Here is a 16,818-nt window from a genome sequence, read left to right on the forward strand (position 1 = left end):
TCCACTCTGGTGGCAGGATGGTCCGATGAGCAGGGCCAAACCTGGGTCTTCCGAGAGGTCCATAACTGCCGGGTCGGACTTCCTGCACCTGGACGTCGCCGACGCGCCGCCCGGTGGCCGCGCCGACTGGCTCGCCGCCCGGCTGCGCGCGGCCATCGCCGACGGTCGGATCCCGGTGGGGCAGCGGCTGCCCTCGTCCCGGGTGCTCGCCGACGACCTCGGCGTCTCCCGGGGCGTGGTCACCGAGGCGTACCAGCGGCTGGTGGAGGAGGGCCGGGTGGCCGGCCGCGGGCGCGCCGGCACCGTGGTCGTCGCCGCCCCGCCGACCCCGCCCGCCCCGCCGCCCGGCCCGGCCGCCGCGCCCGCGCCGGCCACCCTCTTCCCGTCCGCGCCGAGCAGCGACATCTTCGACGCGGTACGCACCGCACCCGCGCGGATCGATCTGACCCCGGGCGTACCGGATCTGGCCGCCTTTCCCCGCGCGGACTGGCTGCGCGCCGAACGGAACGTGCTGCGCCACCTCGCCGCGGCCGACTTCGGCTACGGCGACCCGCGCGGGGCGCCCACACTACGGCGGGCCGTCGCCGGCTGGCTGGCCCGCAACCGGGGCATCGCCGTCGACCCCGCCGACGTGCTCGTCACCGCCGGGGTCTCCCAGGCGCTCGGCCTGCTCGCCCAGGTGCTGCGCCCGCACGGGATCGACCGGGTGGCGGTGGAGGAGCCGGGTTCGCTCGGCGTCCGGCAGCACCTGAACAACTGGGGCCTCGCCACCCCGCCGGTCGCCGTGGACGCCGCCGGCCTGCGGGTCGACGAGCTGGCGGCCAGCGGGGCGGGCGCGGTGATGCTCACCCCGGCCCACCAGTTCCCGACCGGCGTGGTGCTCGACGGCGAGCGCCGTCGCCGGCTCGTCGCCTGGGCGCGAGCCGGCGGGCTGATCATCGAGGACGACTACGACGCCGAACACCGCTACGACCGGCCGCCCGTGCCCGCGCTGCGTGCCCTCCTGCCCGACCAGGTCTGCTACGCCGGCAGCGTCTCCAAACTGCTCGCCCCCGCGCTGCGGGTCGGTTGGCTGCTGGTCCCGGCACGGCACCGGGACGCCGTGGTCGCCGCCAAACGCAACGCCGACCTCGGCAACTCGGTGCTGCCGCAGCTGGTGCTCGCCGAACTGATGACCTCCGGTGCGCTGGAGCGGCAGCTACGGCTGCTCCGCCGCCGGCACGTCCGCCGCCGCGACGCGATGGTCGCCGCGCTGCGGCGTCAACTGCCCGCCGCGACCGTGCACGGCGCGGCGGCCGGGCTGCACCTCATGGTCACCTTCGACGGCGACGTACGGGACACCGAGCTGGCGGCGGCGACGTTGGCCGGCGGGGTGAAGGTGCAGCCGCTCTCCTGGCACTGCCAGCGGCCCTACCGGCCCGGCCTGGTCCTCGGCTACGCGGCGAACACCCCGACCGACATCGAGGACGGCATCGCCACGATCGCCGCCGCCCTGCGCCGGCTGTCGTCCTGACCGCCCCCGTCAGGCCGCCGTCATTCGGGTGCTCATTGGCGAAGCTCGTCGAGCAGCGTCTGCACTCGGGACCGGATCTCGTCGCGGACCTCGCGTACGACGTCGATGGGCTGGCCGGCGGGGTCGGTGAGCTGCCAGTCCTCGTAGCGCTTGCCGGGGAAGACGGGGCAGGCGTCCCCGCAGCCCATGGTGACGATGACGTCGCTGGCCTCGGCGGCGTCCCAGCTGAGCCGGGCCGGCGTCTGGTCGGTGATGTCGATGCCGGCCTCCCGCATGGCCTGCACGGCGACCGGGTTGATCTGGTCCGCGGGCTCGGAGCCGGCGGAGCGGACCTCGACGCTGTCGCCGGCGAGGTGGCGTAGCCAGCCGGCGGCCATCTGGGAGCGGCCGGCGTTGTGGACGCAGACGAAGAGAACGGTGGGCTTGTCGCGCATCGTGGTCTTTCCTGTCAGACGATGGTGGGACTGCGGCGTTCGATGAGGATGACGTCGCGCCAGACGCCACGGTGGCGTCCGACCCGCTGCCGGGTGCCGACGGTGCGAAAGCCGCAGGCGGCGTGCAGGGCGAGGCTGGCGGCGTTCTCGGGGAAGACGCCGGACTGGATCGTCCAGATGCCCGCCTGCTCGGTAGAGTCGATCAGAGCGTGGAGCAGGGCTCGTCCGACTCCCCGGCCGCTCGCCTCGGGGTGGACGTAGACCGAGTGCTCGACGACTCCGGCGTAGACACACCGGTCGGACACCGCCGAGCAGGCGATCCAACCGAGCGCGCGGCCGAGCCGGTCGACGGCCACCCATCGATGACCGGCCAACCGGCCGGCGGTGAAGCTCGCCCAGCTGGGCGGCTCGGTCTCGAAGGTGGCGTGGCCGGTGGCGATGCCGAGCCGGTAGATGTCCAGGACCGCGTCAGCGTGCTGGTCGTCCATCGGCACGACGGTGACGGCGGCCGGGTTGCTCTCCGGGTTCATCGGCGGCTCGCCTCCGCTGCCAGCTGGGGCACGACGACGGTGCCAGCGGTGTTCTCGGCGTGGGGATACCAGGCGGCGAGCCCGGCGACCGCGACCAGCGCACCGATGAGCTGGGCGGCGACGAAGCCGGGCACAGACGTCGGGGCGATGCCGGCGAACGTGTCGGTGAACGCTCGCCCGATGGTCACGGCGGGGTTGGCGAACGAGGTCGACGAGGTGAACCAGTAGGCGGCGCCGATGTAGGCGCCGACGGCAGCTGGCGCCGCGGTGCCCCGCCCGCTGCGGGCGAGCGCGAAGATGAGGACGATCAGGCCGGCGGTGGCCACCACCTCGGCCAGCCACAGGTTGCCCCCGGTGCGGTCGGTCCGGGACCAGGCGACGGCCGGTAGCCCGAACATGAGGTCGGCCAGGACGGCGCCGGTGACCGCGCCGCCGATCTGGGCCGGCACGTAGCCGGCTAGCTCGCGGCCGGTCAGGCCGGTCGCGGCACGGCGACCGAGCCACCAGTCCACCGCGGAGACCACCGGGTTGAAGTGCGCGCCGGAGACCGGCCCGAACGTCAGGATCAGCGCGCCCAGGGCCAGCGCGGTGGCGATCGCGTTCTCCAGCAGCTGGAGCCCGACGTCGTTCGGGGAGAGCCGGGCGGCGGCGATCCCTGAGCCGACGACCGCGGCGACCAGCATGGCTGTGCCGGCGAACTCGGCGGACGCCCGCTGCGCCAGGGTGCGGCTCACCGGGTCGCCGGGTCGGCCGGCGCGTTAGCGGGGGAGAACTCGAGCAGCGCGCCGAGCTGTTGGAACGCCTCCGGCCTGACTCTGTACCAGACCCAGGTGCCCCGGCGGTCAGAGTCGACCAGGCCGGCCTCGCGCAGCACCTTCAGGTGGTGGGAGATGGTCGGCCCGGAGAGGTCGAACGCGGGCGTCAGGTCGCAGACACAGATCTCCGGGACCGAGGCGATCATCGACATCAACCGCAGTCGGACCGGGTCACCGAGGGCCTTGAACATCGGCGCGACCAGCACTGCCTGCTCGGCGTCCATCGGGCGGACCGCGATCGGGGTGCAGCAGGCGACCGCTCGCAGGTCCACCACCGCAAGGTCTTGCTTTGACATTTCTCTACCTTGACAGATCTCGAAACAACCTGCAACAGTGGGCTTGCTTAGATGGTCATCTAGGCAAGCGACTTGGCGATCACCTCGCCGCCGTCCGCTGAACCGCTCCTGACCGGAGGAAGCCCGATGTCCCGTGTCCAGCTCGCCCTGCGCGTGTCCGACCTCGAAGGCTCCGTCGCCTTCTACGCCAAGCTCTTCGGCGTCGAGCCGGCCAAGCGCCGCCCCGGTTACGCCAACTTCGCCGTCGAGAACCCGCCGCTGAAGCTCGTCCTGCTCGAAGGCGAGCCCGACCAGCCCACGGTCATGGACCACCTGGGCGTCGAGGTGTTCGACACCGACGAGGTCAACGCCGCCACCAGGCGGCTCACCGACGCCGGCCTGATCACCCTGGAGGAGAACGACACCGAGTGCTGCTACGCCCTGCAGGACAAGGTCTGGGTGCACGGTCCCGGCAACGAGCCGTGGGAGGTCTACACCGTCAAGGCCGACTCCGGGCAGCTGAACAAAGCCGTGGAAGGGGAGTGCGTCTGCGGCACCCCGGACGGCGAGAAGACGCCGGTGAGCAGTGGAGCCACATCGAGCTGCTGCTGACGCAAGGTGTGGGCGCTGGCCGTGACCGACGGCGGCCAGCGCGCCCGACCGGCTGGCCGGTGGACAATGCCCGGATGAGAGAACGCCTTGCTCCTGTGCTGCGGGTCACCGACGCGAGCGCCGCCGCGGCCTGGTACGCCCGGCTGGGCTTCGGCACGCAGTGGGAGCACCGCTTCGCGCCCGAATTGCCGCTCTATCTGAGCATCGCCCGGGGTGACATCGAGGTCCACCTCTCCGAGCATTCCGGGGACGCGCGGCCGGGGATCCTGCTGTACCTCTACGTCGACGACGTCGACGCGGTCGCGGCGGCGTGCGGCGTCGCCGACGTACGGCAGCAGGACTGGGGACGCGAGTTCGAGCTGACCGACCCCGACGGCAACCGGATCCGGGTCGGTACGGTCCCGGGGTGAACAACGCCCCGGTCGGGCGGGTGTGAGCTGGCTTACCTCCGGCCCGGGCGGGAATGAGATCGGCCGGTGGAGATTTGCAGCCAGGTGTGATCGCAGCACCGCCCCTTACCGGGGCTCACCCCGACCGACCGGAGGCGGCCCGATGACCGCCACCGCCGAAACGACCGAGGCGGACGCGTCGCCGCGGATGCTCGGCGACCTCATGACCTCCCGCCAACGGCTGCGACTCGTCCTCGTGCTCGGCTCCCTGATCGCGATCGGGCCGCTGACCATCGACATGTACCTGCCGGCGCTGCCGACCATCGCCGCCGACCTGCACACCACGTCGGCGGCCGTGCAGCTGACGCTCACCGGGACGCTGGCGGGGCTCGCCTTCGGGCAACTGCTCATCGGCCCCCTCTCCGACGCGGTGGGGCGGCGCAAGCCGTTGCTCGTCGGCACCGCGCTGCACATCGTGGCGTCGGTGCTCTGCGTCGTCGCGCCGAACATCGGGCTGATCGGGACGCTGCGGGTGTTGCAGGGTCTGGGCGCCGCCGCCGCGTCGGTGGTGGCCATGGCGGTCGTACGCGACCTGTTCAGCGGCGCGGCCTTCGCCAAGCTCTTCTCCCGCCTGATGCTGGTGATGGGCGTGGCGCCGATCCTCGCGCCCACCCTCGGCAGCCAGCTGCTGCGCTGGTCGCAGTGGCGGGGCGTCTTCGTGGCCCTCGCCGTGCTCGGCCTGGTGCTGCTCGTCGTCGCGGCCGTCGGGCTTCCCGAGACCCTGCCGGCGGCTCGGCGTCAGCGCGGCGGCGTCGGCGCCACCCTGCGCGTCTACGGCGGGTTGCTGCGCGACCGCATCTTCGTCGGCCTCGTGCTGGTCGCCGGCCTGGCGATGGCCGCGCTCTTCGCGTACGTGTCCGGGTCGTCGTTCGTCTTCCAGGAGCACTACGGACTCGACGAGCAGGAGTTCGGCATCGTCTTCGGCGCCGGCGCCGTCGGTCTGATCACGGCCACCCAGCTCAACGTACGGCTGCTGCGGCGGTACTCGCCGCAGCGGATCCTGGTCAACGCGCTCGGCGCGGGCACCGTGGCCGGGCTCGCCCTGCTCGTGTTCGCCGCCACCGGAGCGGGTGGCCTGGCGAGCGTCCTCGTGTCGCTCTGGGCCGTGCTCGCCGCGGTGGGGCTCGCCCTGCCGAACGCTCCCGCGCTGGCGTTGTCCCGGCACGGCGAGGCGGCGGGCACCGCCGCGGCGCTGCTCGGTGCGGTGCAGTTCGCCGTCGGCGCGCTCGCCGCGCCGCTGGTGGGCGTGCTCGGCACCGGAAGTGTGGCGATGGCCGTGGTGGTGGCCGGCGGCATGGTGGCGTCGATGATCGTCCTGGTCCTGGTGGTCCGGCCCGGCCAGCTCGGGGACATCGAGCCGGGCGCGGTCGCCGTGGCGGTGCACTGACGAGGAGAGCCTCCGGTGCCGGTTGGCGACAACCGGCACCGGAGACCTCACGACCCGGCTGACAGCACCGGATCAGGCGAGCGTCGCGCGGCGGTCAGTGGCAGTTGCCGGTGCCGCTGTCGCTGTAGCTCTGACCGGCCACCGGCACGAACTGCCAGTCGTAGCTGTTGGCGTGCAGGGTGAACTTCAGTACCCCGTACGCCGAGCTGTTGCGGGCCTCGCTGTTGGGCTGGATGGTGCCGAAGCTGTAGTGCCCGGCACCGCCCATCCCGGCGACGAAGCTGCGCAGACCGCGCGCGGCGTCGGCGCCACCGTTCGGGTTCATCGGGCCGAACCGCTCGTAGACGTGGTTGTGACCCCACACGGCGACATCGGCGTTGTAGTCGTAGAGCGCCTGGTAGAGCGGGCGCGTCGAGGTGGACGGCGCGTGGTTGGAGCTGGACGTGAAGAGCGGGTGGTGCCAGTAGGCCAGCGTGCACGGCTTCGTGCTGGCCGCCAGGTCCGACCGCAGCCACTGCTCCTGCGCCGACCCGGCGGACATGCTGACGTTCGAGTTCAGCGACACCACGTGCCAGTTGCCGAGGTCGAAGGAGTAGTAGCCCCGCCCACTCGGGCCGGCCTGCGTCCCGAAGTAGTTGTAGTAGCCGGTCGCCCCCGACGTGTTGTAGTCGTGGTTGCCCGGCGACGGGCGGGTACGCGCCTTGTGCCGCCCCCAGGTCGGGGCGTAGTAGCTGTTGAACTCGGACGCGGTGCCGTTGCTGTAGACGTTGTCGCCGGTGGTGAAGACCGTGCCGGAGATGTTGTCGAGCAACGCCGCGGTGGCGGTGTCACCGGAGCCGGAGTCGGAGATGTCACCGGCGCCGACGAGGACCGGGTCGCCCGACGGCGGCGTCGTGGTCCCGGTCGTGACGACCAGCTGCGGCGCGTCGGCACCGCTCTCCCGCGAGTCGTAGTAGGCGCCGTCGGTGCTGGACGAGCTCGCACCGAAGCTGACCGTGCCGTTGCCCTTGACCTGCGACGTCACGTCGACCTCGTACCAGCCGTCGGCGGTGACCGCGCCGATCGAGCCCAGCGTCGCGCCGTCGATCGTCGGCTGGTTGTTCCAGGTCGTGCCGGTCTCCGACCAGGTCGTGTTCGACATCGCCCGGAACGTGCCGCCGTTGTTGCTGCCGTCGTTGCCGCTGATCGTGCGCAGCCGCAGCTTGGCGCTGGTGACCGTGCCGCTGACCCCGCTCACGGTGAAGCGCAGGAACATCCGCCGCACCGGCGAGTTGTCGACCGTGATCTGGCTCGACGTGCCGTAGTTGGTGGACGCGGCATCAGCCTGGACGTAGGTGTCGGCGACCGGCTTGACGGTGACGGTGGCCGCCGAGGCCGAGGTCGCGCCGGTCACGACGACGGCGGCGGTGGCGGCGAGCAGCACCGCGACCGTCCCCAACGTCACCGGCGGACGGGGGAATCGAATACCCATCCAAGGGCCCTTCTCTGGGGGTGTGTAGAGAGCGGATGGAATGTAGGGAGGTCGATGGGCCGGACGGCGACGGTCGGGTGAACACGGAGTCCAGATAGGAGAACAGCTCGGAGTTGCCGAGATGTTCAACTGGCGCACGCCCAAGCGGCACGCGCGGTCCGTTGTGGCCGATCCGGCCAGGGCGCACGATGGCTGACCGTCAACCGCGAACCGAAGGGCACGCTTGTGTACCTGTCGACCGTCTCCCGTCCGGCGACGGATCCGCCCGATCCCGGCCCGGCCCGGCCCGGACGGCGGATCGCCCTGGTCAGCGGCAACGTCATCGCCCTGGGCACGGTCAGCCTGATCACCGACGTCTCCGCCGAGATGGTCACCGCGATCCTGCCGCTCTACCTGGTGCTGGGCCTGCAGCTCAGCCCGCTGGCCTTCGGGGTCATCGACGGCGTCTACACCGGCGCGACGGCGCTGCTGCGGGTCGTGGGCGGCTTCGTCGCCGACCGGTTCCGGCGCCGCAAACTGGTCGCCGGCGTCGGCTACGCGCTCTCCGCGGTCGCCAAGCTCGGCCTGCTGCTCGCCGGCCGGTCGGTGCCGGCGATCGGTGCCGTCATCGCGATCGACCGGCTCGGCAAGGGTGTACGCAGCGCGCCGCGAGACGCCCTCATCACCCTGTCGACGCCGCCGGAGTCGCTGGGCCGGGCGTTCGGGGTGCACCGGATGATGGACAGCGTCGGCGCGTTCCTCGGGCCGCTGGTGGCGCTCGCGGTCCTGCTGGCCGTCGGCCAGTCCTACGACGCGGTCTTCGTCGCCAGCTTCTGCATCGCCGCCCTGGCCGTCGTCGTGCTCGTGCTCTTCGTCCGCGAGCGTCCACCGGGCACGGCGACCGACGACAGCGACCAGGTGCGGGTGAGCGTCCGCGAGGCGCTCGGCCTGCTGCGCGAGCAGTCGACCCGCCGGATCGTGCTCGCCGCCGGCCTGCTCGGGCTGGCCACCATCGGCGACGGCTTCGTCTACCTGCTGCTGCAACGCCGGGAAGACCTGGATCTCAGATGGTTTCCGCTGCTGGCGGTCGGGACCAGCCTCGCGTACCTGGTGCTGGCGGCCCCGATCGGCGTGCTCGCCGACCGGGTCGGACGGCTGCCGGTGGTGGTGGGCGGATACGCCGCCCTCGGCGTCACGTACCTGCTGCTCGCCGGCCCGGTCGGCGGCTGGCCACTGCTCGCGCTGGCGCTCGGCCTGTACGGCCTCTTCTACGCCGCCACCGACGGCGTGCTCATCGCCCTCGCCGGACCGGTGCTTCCGGCCCGGCTGCGTACCACGGGCATCGCCCTGGTCCAGACCGGGCAGGCGCTGGCGTATCTCGGTTCGTCGGTCCTGTTCGGGCTGGCCTGGCAGGCGTGGGGGCCGCAGACCGCGATCCGGGTCGCGGCCGCGACCGTCGCGGTCATCCTGCTCGTCACCGTGGTCCTGCTGGCCCCTGGTTTCCGCCTCGTCACCCGGAGGGTGTCCTGATGACCGCGCTGTCGACCCGAGCCAAGCTCGTCGTGGCGACCGCCTCGGCCGTGCTGCTGGGGGCCGTGGCGGCCGGCTACGCCGCCGTCGCCGCCGAACCGGCCCCGGCGCCGACCACCGCGGCCGGGGCCGCCGCGGTCACCCTGGAACCGGGCCCGCGCCTGCTCACCGTCACCGACCGGCGCGTCTCCTCGGTCTCCCTGAGCGACCCGTCCGGGCCGCGCACCGTCTCGACCCGGGAGTGCCTGCGGGTGTACGCCGCGGCCGGCACCGGCGTCTGCCTGGGGCCGGAGACCGCCTGGTCGTACCAGCTCGTGGTGCTCGACGCCGCGCTCGGCGCCACCCGCACCTTCGCCATTCCCGGTCTGCCCAACCGGGCCCGCGTCTCGGCCTCCGGCCGGATGGTCTCCTGGACCACGTTCGTCGGTGGCGACTCCTACACCTCCAGCGGCTTCTCCACCCGTACCGGCATCCTCGACAGCCGCGGCGGGAAACCGGTGATGTCGCTGGAGCACTTCGCCGTCACCCGCGACGGCAGGGCCTACCGCAGCTCCGACGTCAACTACTGGGGCGTCACCTTCGCCGCCGACGACAACCTCTTCTACGCGACCATGTCGACCGGTGGAAAGCGCTACCTGGTGCGGGGGGACTTCGCCGCCCGGACGGTCGAGACGGTGAAGGAGAACGTCGAGTGTCCGTCGCTGTCACCGGACGGCCGGCGGATCGCGTTCAAGGAGGCGATCGACGCCGACCCGGCGAAGGGTTGGCGCCTGTCGGTGCTCGACCTGGCCACGATGCGGGTTACCGCGACCGCCGAGACCGCCAGCGTCGACGACCAGCCGGCGTGGCTCGACGACGCGACGCTGGCGTACACGCTGCGCCAGAGCGACGGCCGGCCGGACGTGTGGGCGGTCCCGGCGGACGCGACAGGCGCGCCGAGGCTGCTGGTGCCCGGTGCCGAGTCCCCGTCGCCACTGATCTGACGGTGGTCCGCGGTCAGGTGTCGTTTCTGGCTCGGGTCAGCGGGAAGGCGGGTTCGGGTAGGTCCGGCACGGCGAGCCGGTCGGCTCGCTCGCGCAGGTGCCCGGCGATCTGGTCACTGGCCAGGGTGAAGCCGGCCGTGAAGTCGGCGTCGAGGGAGATGCCGGTGGCGGCCACGTGGTGATCCGCCTGCTGGCGCAGCTCTCGGGCGAGCGTGTTGCGCCAGCGGATCACCTCCTTGGTCAGGTGCGCCCGCTGAGTCGCCACCCGGCGCTGCGCCTCGGCCAGTTGCTCCTCCCTCCGTTCGAGACGGTCCAAAGTCTCGTCGAGACGGTCGAGCTCGGGCAGGTCGGTCACGATCGCCCGCCCGAGGGCGGCGCGGTCCAGGCCCGGACCGGTGGAGTGGAACGGCTCGAGGGCGCCGGTCACCCGCGCCGTCCACTGCTCGTGCCGAGCGTCCCGCTGGCGGGGGAGCGCTGCCACGCTGTCGCGTAGCGCGGCCAGTACCGGGGTGGGCCGGTCGGCCGGCTCTGAGGACGGAGCAACCGCGGCCATGACGCCTCGGCGGGGGTTGCGCTCCGGCGTTCCCTCGAGATCTCTCGCCCGCTGCGCCATCTGCTTGACGAACCCGGCGTACGCGGCCCGGTAGCCGACCTGGTGTTCGCCCTCGCCGGTCACCGGCGCGTGGCCGATGCGCTCCGCCTCGAGCCGGAGCGCGTCGGCGATGGTGGTGTCCGGGTCACCGATCTCCAACGTCGGGTCCGTGGGGCCGTCCAGCACCCTGTCGCGCAGCGTGCGGAGCAGACTTTCGGCGTGTTGGCAGCGTTGACGGGCGTTCGCCATCAGTTCCAGCTCCGGCACAGCGCGCCAGACTGCCCAGGCTGCGGGTGTCGCGTCGTCGGTCAGCGGCGCGTGCCGCCGAACTATCTCGCCGACGGCCTGAACCGGTTCGGGTGTGTGCGTGGACGTCGCCGACGCCAGTCGCCGCAGCAGGGCCAGCAGCTCGGCCTGGCCCTCCGATCCGGCCGATGACTGGTCCCCGATCAGGCCCAGCAGGCCGGGTGGCCAGGGTGCCGGCAGCTCGCCCCGCGACGGCCGGCGCAGCGGGTGACGCGATCGGCGTCGGAACGGATTCCACCAGCCCATCGAACCAGCTTTGCAGCCGGCGGCGATCGTGCGCAATGTGTCCGGTACGGCCTCTTCGGGCGAATCGGCGGGGAACCGGCCCGGGCGGCGTTCGCGTTCACCGCTCAGCAGCGGTCGCGGGGAGCCAGCCGGGTATCGGCCGGGGCGGCGCGGTCCAGATAGGTCGACTCGGCGAAGTCGAGGAAGCGTTGCGCGTCGGCCGCGTTGGAGGCCAGCCCGAAGGAGACGCGTACCGCGCCGCCGGTCGGCAGCCGCAGCGCGTCGAGGTACTGGTCGATGGACTCGACCTGGCGCGGCAGCGTACGACGCAGCGCGTCCGGGGTGATCCCGAACGCGCCCTCGCCCGCCCCCGGATTGCAGAAGCAGCCGGTACGCAGGGAGAAGCCGGCGGCCGACGACTCCCGCGCGACGAGCCGCTCGTCGACGAGGGCGCCGTCCGGGTGGCGGAAGTTGAACGCCAGGGTGCCGCCCCGGCCCTCGCCCGTCGGCGGGCCGTAGACCTGGACCAGCGGCCGGCCGGTGCGGTGCCGCAGCGCGGTCAGCCGCTCCAGCAGCCAGCCGGTGAGCAGGCCGACCCGGGTGTGCACCAGGTCGACGCCGATCGAGTCGAGCCAGCGCACGCCGAACTCCACATCCGGGATGCTGAGGAAGTTGAGGGTGCCGTCCTCGAACCCCGACTCGTCGTCCAGCGGCCGGTGCCAGTCGCCCTGCACGCTGACCGCCCGGATGGTGCCGCCGGCGAACCAGGGTCGCCGGAGCCGGGCCAGCGCGTCGCGTCGGGCCAGCAGCGCGCCGACGCCGGTGGGGTAGCCGAAGAGCTTGTACCAGCTGAGGCAGACGAACTGAGGCCGTACGGCGCTGAGGTCCAGCCGGTTCGTCGGGGCGAACGCCGCGGCGTCGAGCAGCACGTCGTAGCCGTGTCGCTGGGCTAGCTTCACCCAGCCCAGCGGGTGCTGCACTCCGGTGAAGTTGCTCTGCGCGGGGTAGGCGAAGAGCCCCGGACCGGTGGACCGTCGCCACCGTCGGGACCGGGCAGCGGCCAGCGTGGCGAGCAGGTCGGACTCGGCGACCCGCAGCTGCGGCCCGGTCAGCGGCACGTAGCGGACCGGTGCGCCGGCGGCCCGGGCGTACTCCCGGATGCCGTTGACCGAGTTGTGGTTGTCCCAGGTCAGCACCAGCGGGCTGGCCGGGCCGAAGGCGTACGCCTCGCCGACCAGCCGGCAGGCGCCACTGGCGTTCGGGGTGAAGATGACCGCGTACTCGGACGGGTCGGCGCGGAAGAAGTCGAGCACCGCCCGGCGGGCCGAGTCGACCAGCGCGCCGGCCGCCGCCGAGGTGGGGTTCTCCGAGTGCGGATTGCCGTACAGGCCTGAGAGCAGCCGCTCGTGGTGGGCGGTGAGCTGCGCCCGCGCGGCCACTCCGGCGCCGGCGTAGTCGAGGTAGACGTGACCGTCCCGGTCGAGGTGCTGGTACTCGGTGGCGCGCAGCTCGTCGATCCGGGCGGTGCCGGCGTACCCGGGGGCCGTGCTCGGGCCGCCGGTCGGGACCGGACGCGCCGGGTCGCGGCGCGGGTCAGACCGCACGGCGGGACTCGGCCCGGACCAGCACCGCCCAGGTCGCGCCGAGGAAGAGCAGCACGAACCCGCCGAGGATCAGCCAGTTCAGCCAGACCGGGCGGGAGAAGCTGTCGCCGTACGTGGCGAGCAGCGGTGGGCCGAGCGGGGATCCGCCGTCGCGCCAGAGCTGCTGCACGCCGGCGGTGTGGCCGAGTCCTTCGAACGCCCACCGATTGGACATCGCGTAGCTGAGCCACTGGCCGCCGGTGGCCATCGCCGGCACCGGCAGGATCGCACCGACGAAGAGGACCTGCGGGAAGCAGAGCATGGGCAGCATGAGCGTCGCCTGGGCGGCGTCGGAGACGGCGGCGGAGCAGAGCAGCCCGAGGGCGAGCGCGGCGGCGGAGGAGAGCAGCAGCGTCGCGTACAGCGCCGCGAAGTCGGCGCCGCCGACCGGCGGCAACCGGTCGATGCCGCGCAGCACCCCGAGCAGGGCCAGATCCACCAGGGCCAGCAGCGGAAGCAGCACCGCGACCTTCGCCAGCAGGTACGGCCCGAACCGCACCCCGGCCAGCCGCTCGCGGCGCAGGATCGGCAGCTCCGTGCAGATCTGCAGCAGCCCGTACGTCAGCCCGAAGAAGAACCCGCCGAAAGCGATCCAGAACAGGATCATCACGGTCACGTTGGGGCTGGGCCGCGCCGGGTCGAACGCGCCGGGGCGGAAGAGCAGGGCGAACATGCCGAGCACCAGCAGCGGCGAGCCGAGCAGGATCGCCAGGGTGAGCCGGTTGCGGGCGACGATCTCGGTGTTGCGGGCGGTGAGCACCCCCCACTGCCGTGGCCGGCCGAGGCGCCGCGACCGCCCCGCCCCGGCGACGCCCCGGGCCGCCGCACCGGCCGGCTGCTCCGGATCGCTGCCCCGCCGGTGCGGACGCGGGTCCGGCGGGTTGGGATCGCTGTGCGGCGGGGCCGCACCGGTGTCCCGTCGGGCGGCGAACCGGTCCGGCCAGGTCGCCGGATCGTCGGCCTCGTCCAGCCGCAGGTAGATCTCGGCGAGCGACCGCACGTCGAAGAACTCGCGGGCGGCGGCCGGCGGGCCGGCGAAGGCCAGCCGGCCCGCACGGGTGAGCACGACGACCCGGTCGCACAGCTGCACGTCGGTGATCTGGTGGGTGGTGAGCACGACCGTCGCCCCCGCGTCGGCGAGCGTGCGCAGCACCCGCAGCAGGTCCACGGCGATCGCCGGATCCAGCCCGGACGTGGGTTCGTCGAGGAAGAAGACACCCGGCCGGGTCAGCAGCTCCACCGCGATGCTCGCCCGCTTGCGCTCCCCGCCGCTGAGCCGGCCGACCGGCACGCCGGCCCGGTCGCTCAATCCCAGCTCGCCGAGCACCTCGCCGACCCGCCGGGTCACTTCCACCGGCGTGGTTTCCGGTGGCAGGCGCAGCCGGGCCGCGTAGCGCAGGGTCCGCTCCAGGGGCAGCTCGCGGTGGATGATGTCGTCCTGCGGTACGAAGCCGATCGCCTCCGCCGGACTGCCGCCGTCGTGCCGCACCGTGCCGGTGGCGGGACGCCGGACGCCGGCCAGGGCCTCCAGCAGCGTCGTCTTCCCGGCGCCGCTGGCGCCCAGAATGGCGACGACCTCGCCGGGGTCGATCGTCAGTGAGATGTCGTCCAGGATCCGGCGGCCGTCGCGGACCCGCTGGCCCAGGCCGTTCGCCGCGATACGTACGCCGGTCTGTGTTGGTGGCGCGAGCTTCTCGGTCGTCATGCGGGTGCGGCCAATCCCGTCGGTGGGTCGGGTGCTCGACCCGGGCCCGCCGAATATCGCACGAGGTGACTGTTACGACGGTGGGTCAACTGTGGCGGGATGCTGACACCACGTCGGCCCGTCGCGGTGGGCGACGGGCCGACGTGGTGCGGACCGGTTACCGCGGGACCGGGGTCAGCTCACCGGCCCGACCCGGACGTTCTGGAGAACGCCGACACCGTTGAAGACGTTCAGTCCGAACTGGCCGCTGGAGATGGTGTCGTCCACCGCGTCGATCACCGGGGTGGTACCGCCGTCGAGGTAGACGCGCAGTCGGGGCCCGTCGGCGACCACCTTCAGGTGGTACGTGTGGCCCAGCTTGACGTCGAGCGGGGCGCTGGCGATGTCGCGACCGGGCCGCCAGAGCTTGACGACCTTCGCCGCCGAGTCGATGTTAGCGGTGTAGTGCCGGGTGGCGTCGCGGTTGGCGCGGAAGGTGAGCGCTGCGGCGATGCCGGAGTCCAGCCGCACGTCGGCCTCGTAGGTGAAGTTCTCGCCGGAGCGGGTGTTCAGGTAGAAGGCGTCGCCGCCGCTGCTGCCCTTCTTGCCGCCCGAGGCGTCGGACCAGACCCCCGAGTCCGCGTACCACTGCCCGCCCAGGTTGTCCACGAGCATGGATTCCCCGCCCCAGATCGATCCGAGGTCGTGGTAGGTCAGCCGTTCCAGCCGGACCTGGCCGTCGACGAAGAGTTCGACGTCGTCCCTGCCGGGCAGGCTGTCGAAGTTGACGTTGAGGCTCTGGTAGACGCGTCCGTCGTTGCCGAAGATCTCCAGCTGGCCGCGGTCGACCAGCAACCGCACCTTCACCCGGTCGCCGACCGGCGACATCGGCACACCGCCGAGTGTCCTCGCCGCGGTGTCGTAGCCGACCTCGTGGTCGTACCAGCCGTTCTCGCCGGTCCCGATCCGGAAGCCGAAGCGGGACTGCTTGCGGTCGGCGACCCGGAACTCGGCCTCGATCTCGTAGGTGTCGGCCTCGATCCCGTCGAGCAGCGCGCCGGCCTGGCCGCTGTTGAGCGTGCGGCCCTTCCACGTGCGGGTGGAGGTGCGCAGCCGGTCGATCTCGGCGATCGGGGTGCTGAGCACCCGCGGCGCGCCGCCCACCGTGCTCAGGCGCATCTCCACCGGGAAGGTGAGGTTGCCGGTCCAGCTGGGGCCGGAGTTCTCGCCCTGCCACGCCATGGACACGATCCGGTTGTCCGGCATGTTGCCGAAGGTCAGACCGGCGTAGTAGCTGCCACCGGCGTGGGTTCCACCGTGGTTGACCCGCTGCGGAGACGTCCAGTCGGTGCGGAACGTGGTGCCGTCGAAGGCGCCGACCACGTACTCGCCGCTGGCGTCGCTGAGCACCCACCTCATCTTCGACCGGTTGCCGTCGAGCGGCATCGCCACCATGTCCGGGCACTCGAAGAGCCAGTCGGCCTGGTAGCGCGACGCGAAGGTCCAGTCGAGCAGGTTGTCGGAGGTGTAGAAGTCGACGCCGTTGCCGCCGTGGTCGGACCAGACCACCATGCCCCAGTGCCCGGACGCCTCGTCCCAGAAGACCTTCGGGTCACGGCTGGTGCCCTGCGGCACCGCCACCCGCCGACCGCCGTCGTACGTCTTGAAGGTGTTCCCGCCGTCGTTGGAGTAGAAGACCGTCACGCCGTTGGTGCCCGAGTAGACGATGATCGGGTCCTCGTCGCCGGCCTTGAGGCCGCTGACGTTCTTCGCGTCGACGACGCCGCCGCCGGAGAAGAGGTCGCCGGGGTGCACGCCCGGCTCGAGCGCGATCGGCTTCTGCTTCCAGTGCACCAGGTCCGTGCTGGTCGCGTGTCCCCAGTGCATGGTGTCCCACTGCAGGCCGTGCGGATTGTGCTGGTAGTACAGGTGGTAGACGCCGTCGTAGTAGAGCGGCGCGTTGACGTCGTTGATCCACCCGCCGCGGGCGCTGAAGTGGTACTGCCCCCGGTTGTCCTCCTGGTAGTTGGTGGCGGGGTAGGGGAACTCCGGGTAGTCCTGTTGGGTTCCGGCGGACGCCCCCGGGGCCATCACGCCGGCGAGGCCCACGGCGGCCGCCAGGACCGCCGTCATCGTCATCGCCGCGTACCGAACTCTCACACGCATACGTCCCAGCTCCCAGTCGGTGGTGGTCAGAACGGAGCAGGTCGGTCCCGGCGCCGGAGTCGCGCCTTGACAACCTTGTCGAGAGAGTCTGGGCGGCCGTTAAATGCGTGTCAATACTTCCATTCAGCATTGTTAAGCCAGTGCGCCCTCACCTGCACCGCCGTCACGACAAGGTTGTCAAAGCCGTGGGCCGGCACCGGGTACGCTGTCACCTCGTGCCGACG

At 72.3% G+C, this 16,818-nt stretch carries 14 protein-coding genes and 1 pseudogene; 6 read left to right on the plus strand and 9 right to left on the minus strand.

The features are described from left to right. The first annotated feature begins 25 nt into the window (after positions 1-25). On the plus strand, positions 26-1,513 hold the full coding sequence (locus ACIP9D_RS23040) for a PLP-dependent aminotransferase family protein (RefSeq protein ID WP_350874843.1): 1,488 nt from the start codon (positions 26-28) through the stop codon (positions 1,511-1,513). Between the two features lie 32 nt (positions 1,514-1,545). Here the strand turns inward: ACIP9D_RS23040 and ACIP9D_RS23045 are convergent, their stop codons facing one another. The 4 genes and pseudogenes from ACIP9D_RS23045 to ACIP9D_RS23060 all read right to left on the minus strand — a co-directional run bounded on the left by ACIP9D_RS23045 (position 1,546) and on the right by ACIP9D_RS23060 (position 3,588). After that, the gene (locus ACIP9D_RS23045) at positions 1,546-1,947 is read right to left on the minus strand and encodes an arsenate reductase ArsC (RefSeq protein ID WP_350874842.1); all 402 of its coding nucleotides are present in this window, start codon (positions 1,945-1,947) and stop codon (positions 1,546-1,548) included. Between the two features lie 14 nt (positions 1,948-1,961). After that, the gene (locus ACIP9D_RS23050) at positions 1,962-2,477 is read right to left on the minus strand and encodes a GNAT family N-acetyltransferase (protein WP_400450802.1); all 516 of its coding nucleotides are present in this window, start codon (positions 2,475-2,477) and stop codon (positions 1,962-1,964) included. Positions 2,478-2,503: 26 nt separating this feature from the next. Continuing rightward, positions 2,504-3,211, minus strand: a pseudogene (locus tag ACIP9D_RS23055) (aquaporin); the annotation flags it as partial. After that, positions 3,208-3,588 carry a metalloregulator ArsR/SmtB family transcription factor gene (locus ACIP9D_RS23060; protein WP_350874841.1) on the minus strand — a complete coding sequence of 127 codons (381 nt, stop codon included), beginning with the start codon at positions 3,586-3,588 and terminating at the stop codon, positions 3,208-3,210. The gene ACIP9D_RS23060 and the pseudogene ACIP9D_RS23055, both read right to left, overlap by 4 nt. Before the next feature lie 126 nt (positions 3,589-3,714). On the opposite strand from ACIP9D_RS23060, the gene ACIP9D_RS23065 reads away from it, so the two are divergent. The 3 genes from ACIP9D_RS23065 to ACIP9D_RS23075 all read left to right on the plus strand — a co-directional run bounded on the left by ACIP9D_RS23065 (position 3,715) and on the right by ACIP9D_RS23075 (position 6,015). Further along, positions 3,715-4,179 carry an ArsI/CadI family heavy metal resistance metalloenzyme gene (locus ACIP9D_RS23065; protein ID WP_350874840.1) on the plus strand — a complete coding sequence of 155 codons (465 nt, stop codon included), beginning with the start codon at positions 3,715-3,717 and terminating at the stop codon, positions 4,177-4,179. A gap of 74 nt (positions 4,180-4,253) precedes the next feature. Next, a complete protein-coding gene (locus ACIP9D_RS23070; protein ID WP_350874839.1) occupies positions 4,254-4,589 on the plus strand; it encodes a glyoxalase superfamily protein in 336 nt (111 codons plus the stop codon). A 142-nt stretch (positions 4,590-4,731) separates the two neighbouring features. Further along, on the plus strand, positions 4,732-6,015 hold the full coding sequence (locus tag ACIP9D_RS23075) for a multidrug effflux MFS transporter (RefSeq protein WP_400450805.1): 1,284 nt from the start codon (positions 4,732-4,734) through the stop codon (positions 6,013-6,015). Positions 6,016-6,109: 94 nt separating this feature from the next. Here ACIP9D_RS23075 and ACIP9D_RS23080 read toward each other — a convergent pair whose 3' ends face one another. Further along, on the minus strand, positions 6,110-7,459 hold the full coding sequence (locus ACIP9D_RS23080; RefSeq protein ID WP_350874838.1) for a DNRLRE domain-containing protein: 1,350 nt from the start codon (positions 7,457-7,459) through the stop codon (positions 6,110-6,112). Between the two features lie 252 nt (positions 7,460-7,711). Between ACIP9D_RS23080 and ACIP9D_RS23085 the strand changes: the two genes are divergently transcribed. Both ACIP9D_RS23085 and ACIP9D_RS23090 read left to right on the plus strand, forming a co-directional pair. Next, a complete protein-coding gene (locus ACIP9D_RS23085; protein WP_350874836.1) occupies positions 7,712-8,995 on the plus strand; it encodes an MFS transporter in 1,284 nt (427 codons plus the stop codon). Beyond that, positions 8,995-9,978, plus strand: coding sequence for a hypothetical protein (locus tag ACIP9D_RS23090; RefSeq protein WP_350874835.1), 984 nt, complete (start codon positions 8,995-8,997; stop codon positions 9,976-9,978). The genes ACIP9D_RS23085 and ACIP9D_RS23090 overlap by 1 nt, the downstream gene beginning before the upstream one ends. Positions 9,979-9,991: 13 nt before the next feature. Here ACIP9D_RS23090 and ACIP9D_RS23095 read toward each other — a convergent pair whose 3' ends face one another. The 4 genes from ACIP9D_RS23095 to ACIP9D_RS23110 all read right to left on the minus strand — a co-directional run bounded on the left by ACIP9D_RS23095 (position 9,992) and on the right by ACIP9D_RS23110 (position 16,594). Then, positions 9,992-11,122, minus strand: a complete 1,131-nt coding sequence (locus ACIP9D_RS23095) for a hypothetical protein (RefSeq protein WP_350874834.1) — start codon at positions 11,120-11,122, stop codon at positions 9,992-9,994. Positions 11,123-11,226: 104 nt separating this feature from the next. Continuing rightward, the gene (locus ACIP9D_RS23100) at positions 11,227-12,705 is read right to left on the minus strand and encodes an aminotransferase class V-fold PLP-dependent enzyme (RefSeq protein WP_350874833.1); all 1,479 of its coding nucleotides are present in this window, start codon (positions 12,703-12,705) and stop codon (positions 11,227-11,229) included. After that, positions 12,695-14,449, minus strand: a complete 1,755-nt coding sequence (locus tag ACIP9D_RS23105; protein WP_350874832.1) for an ATP-binding cassette domain-containing protein — start codon at positions 14,447-14,449, stop codon at positions 12,695-12,697. Before ACIP9D_RS23105 ends, ACIP9D_RS23100 begins: the two co-directional genes overlap by 11 nt. A 174-nt stretch (positions 14,450-14,623) precedes the next feature. Beyond that, positions 14,624-16,594, minus strand: coding sequence for a glycoside hydrolase family 32 protein (locus ACIP9D_RS23110; protein ID WP_350874831.1), 1,971 nt, complete (start codon positions 16,592-16,594; stop codon positions 14,624-14,626). Positions 16,595-16,818 lie beyond the last annotated feature (224 nt).

This window comes from Micromonospora sp. NPDC093243 (assembly GCF_044753725.1).
Classification (GTDB): Bacteria; Actinomycetota; Actinomycetes; order Mycobacteriales; family Micromonosporaceae; genus Micromonospora.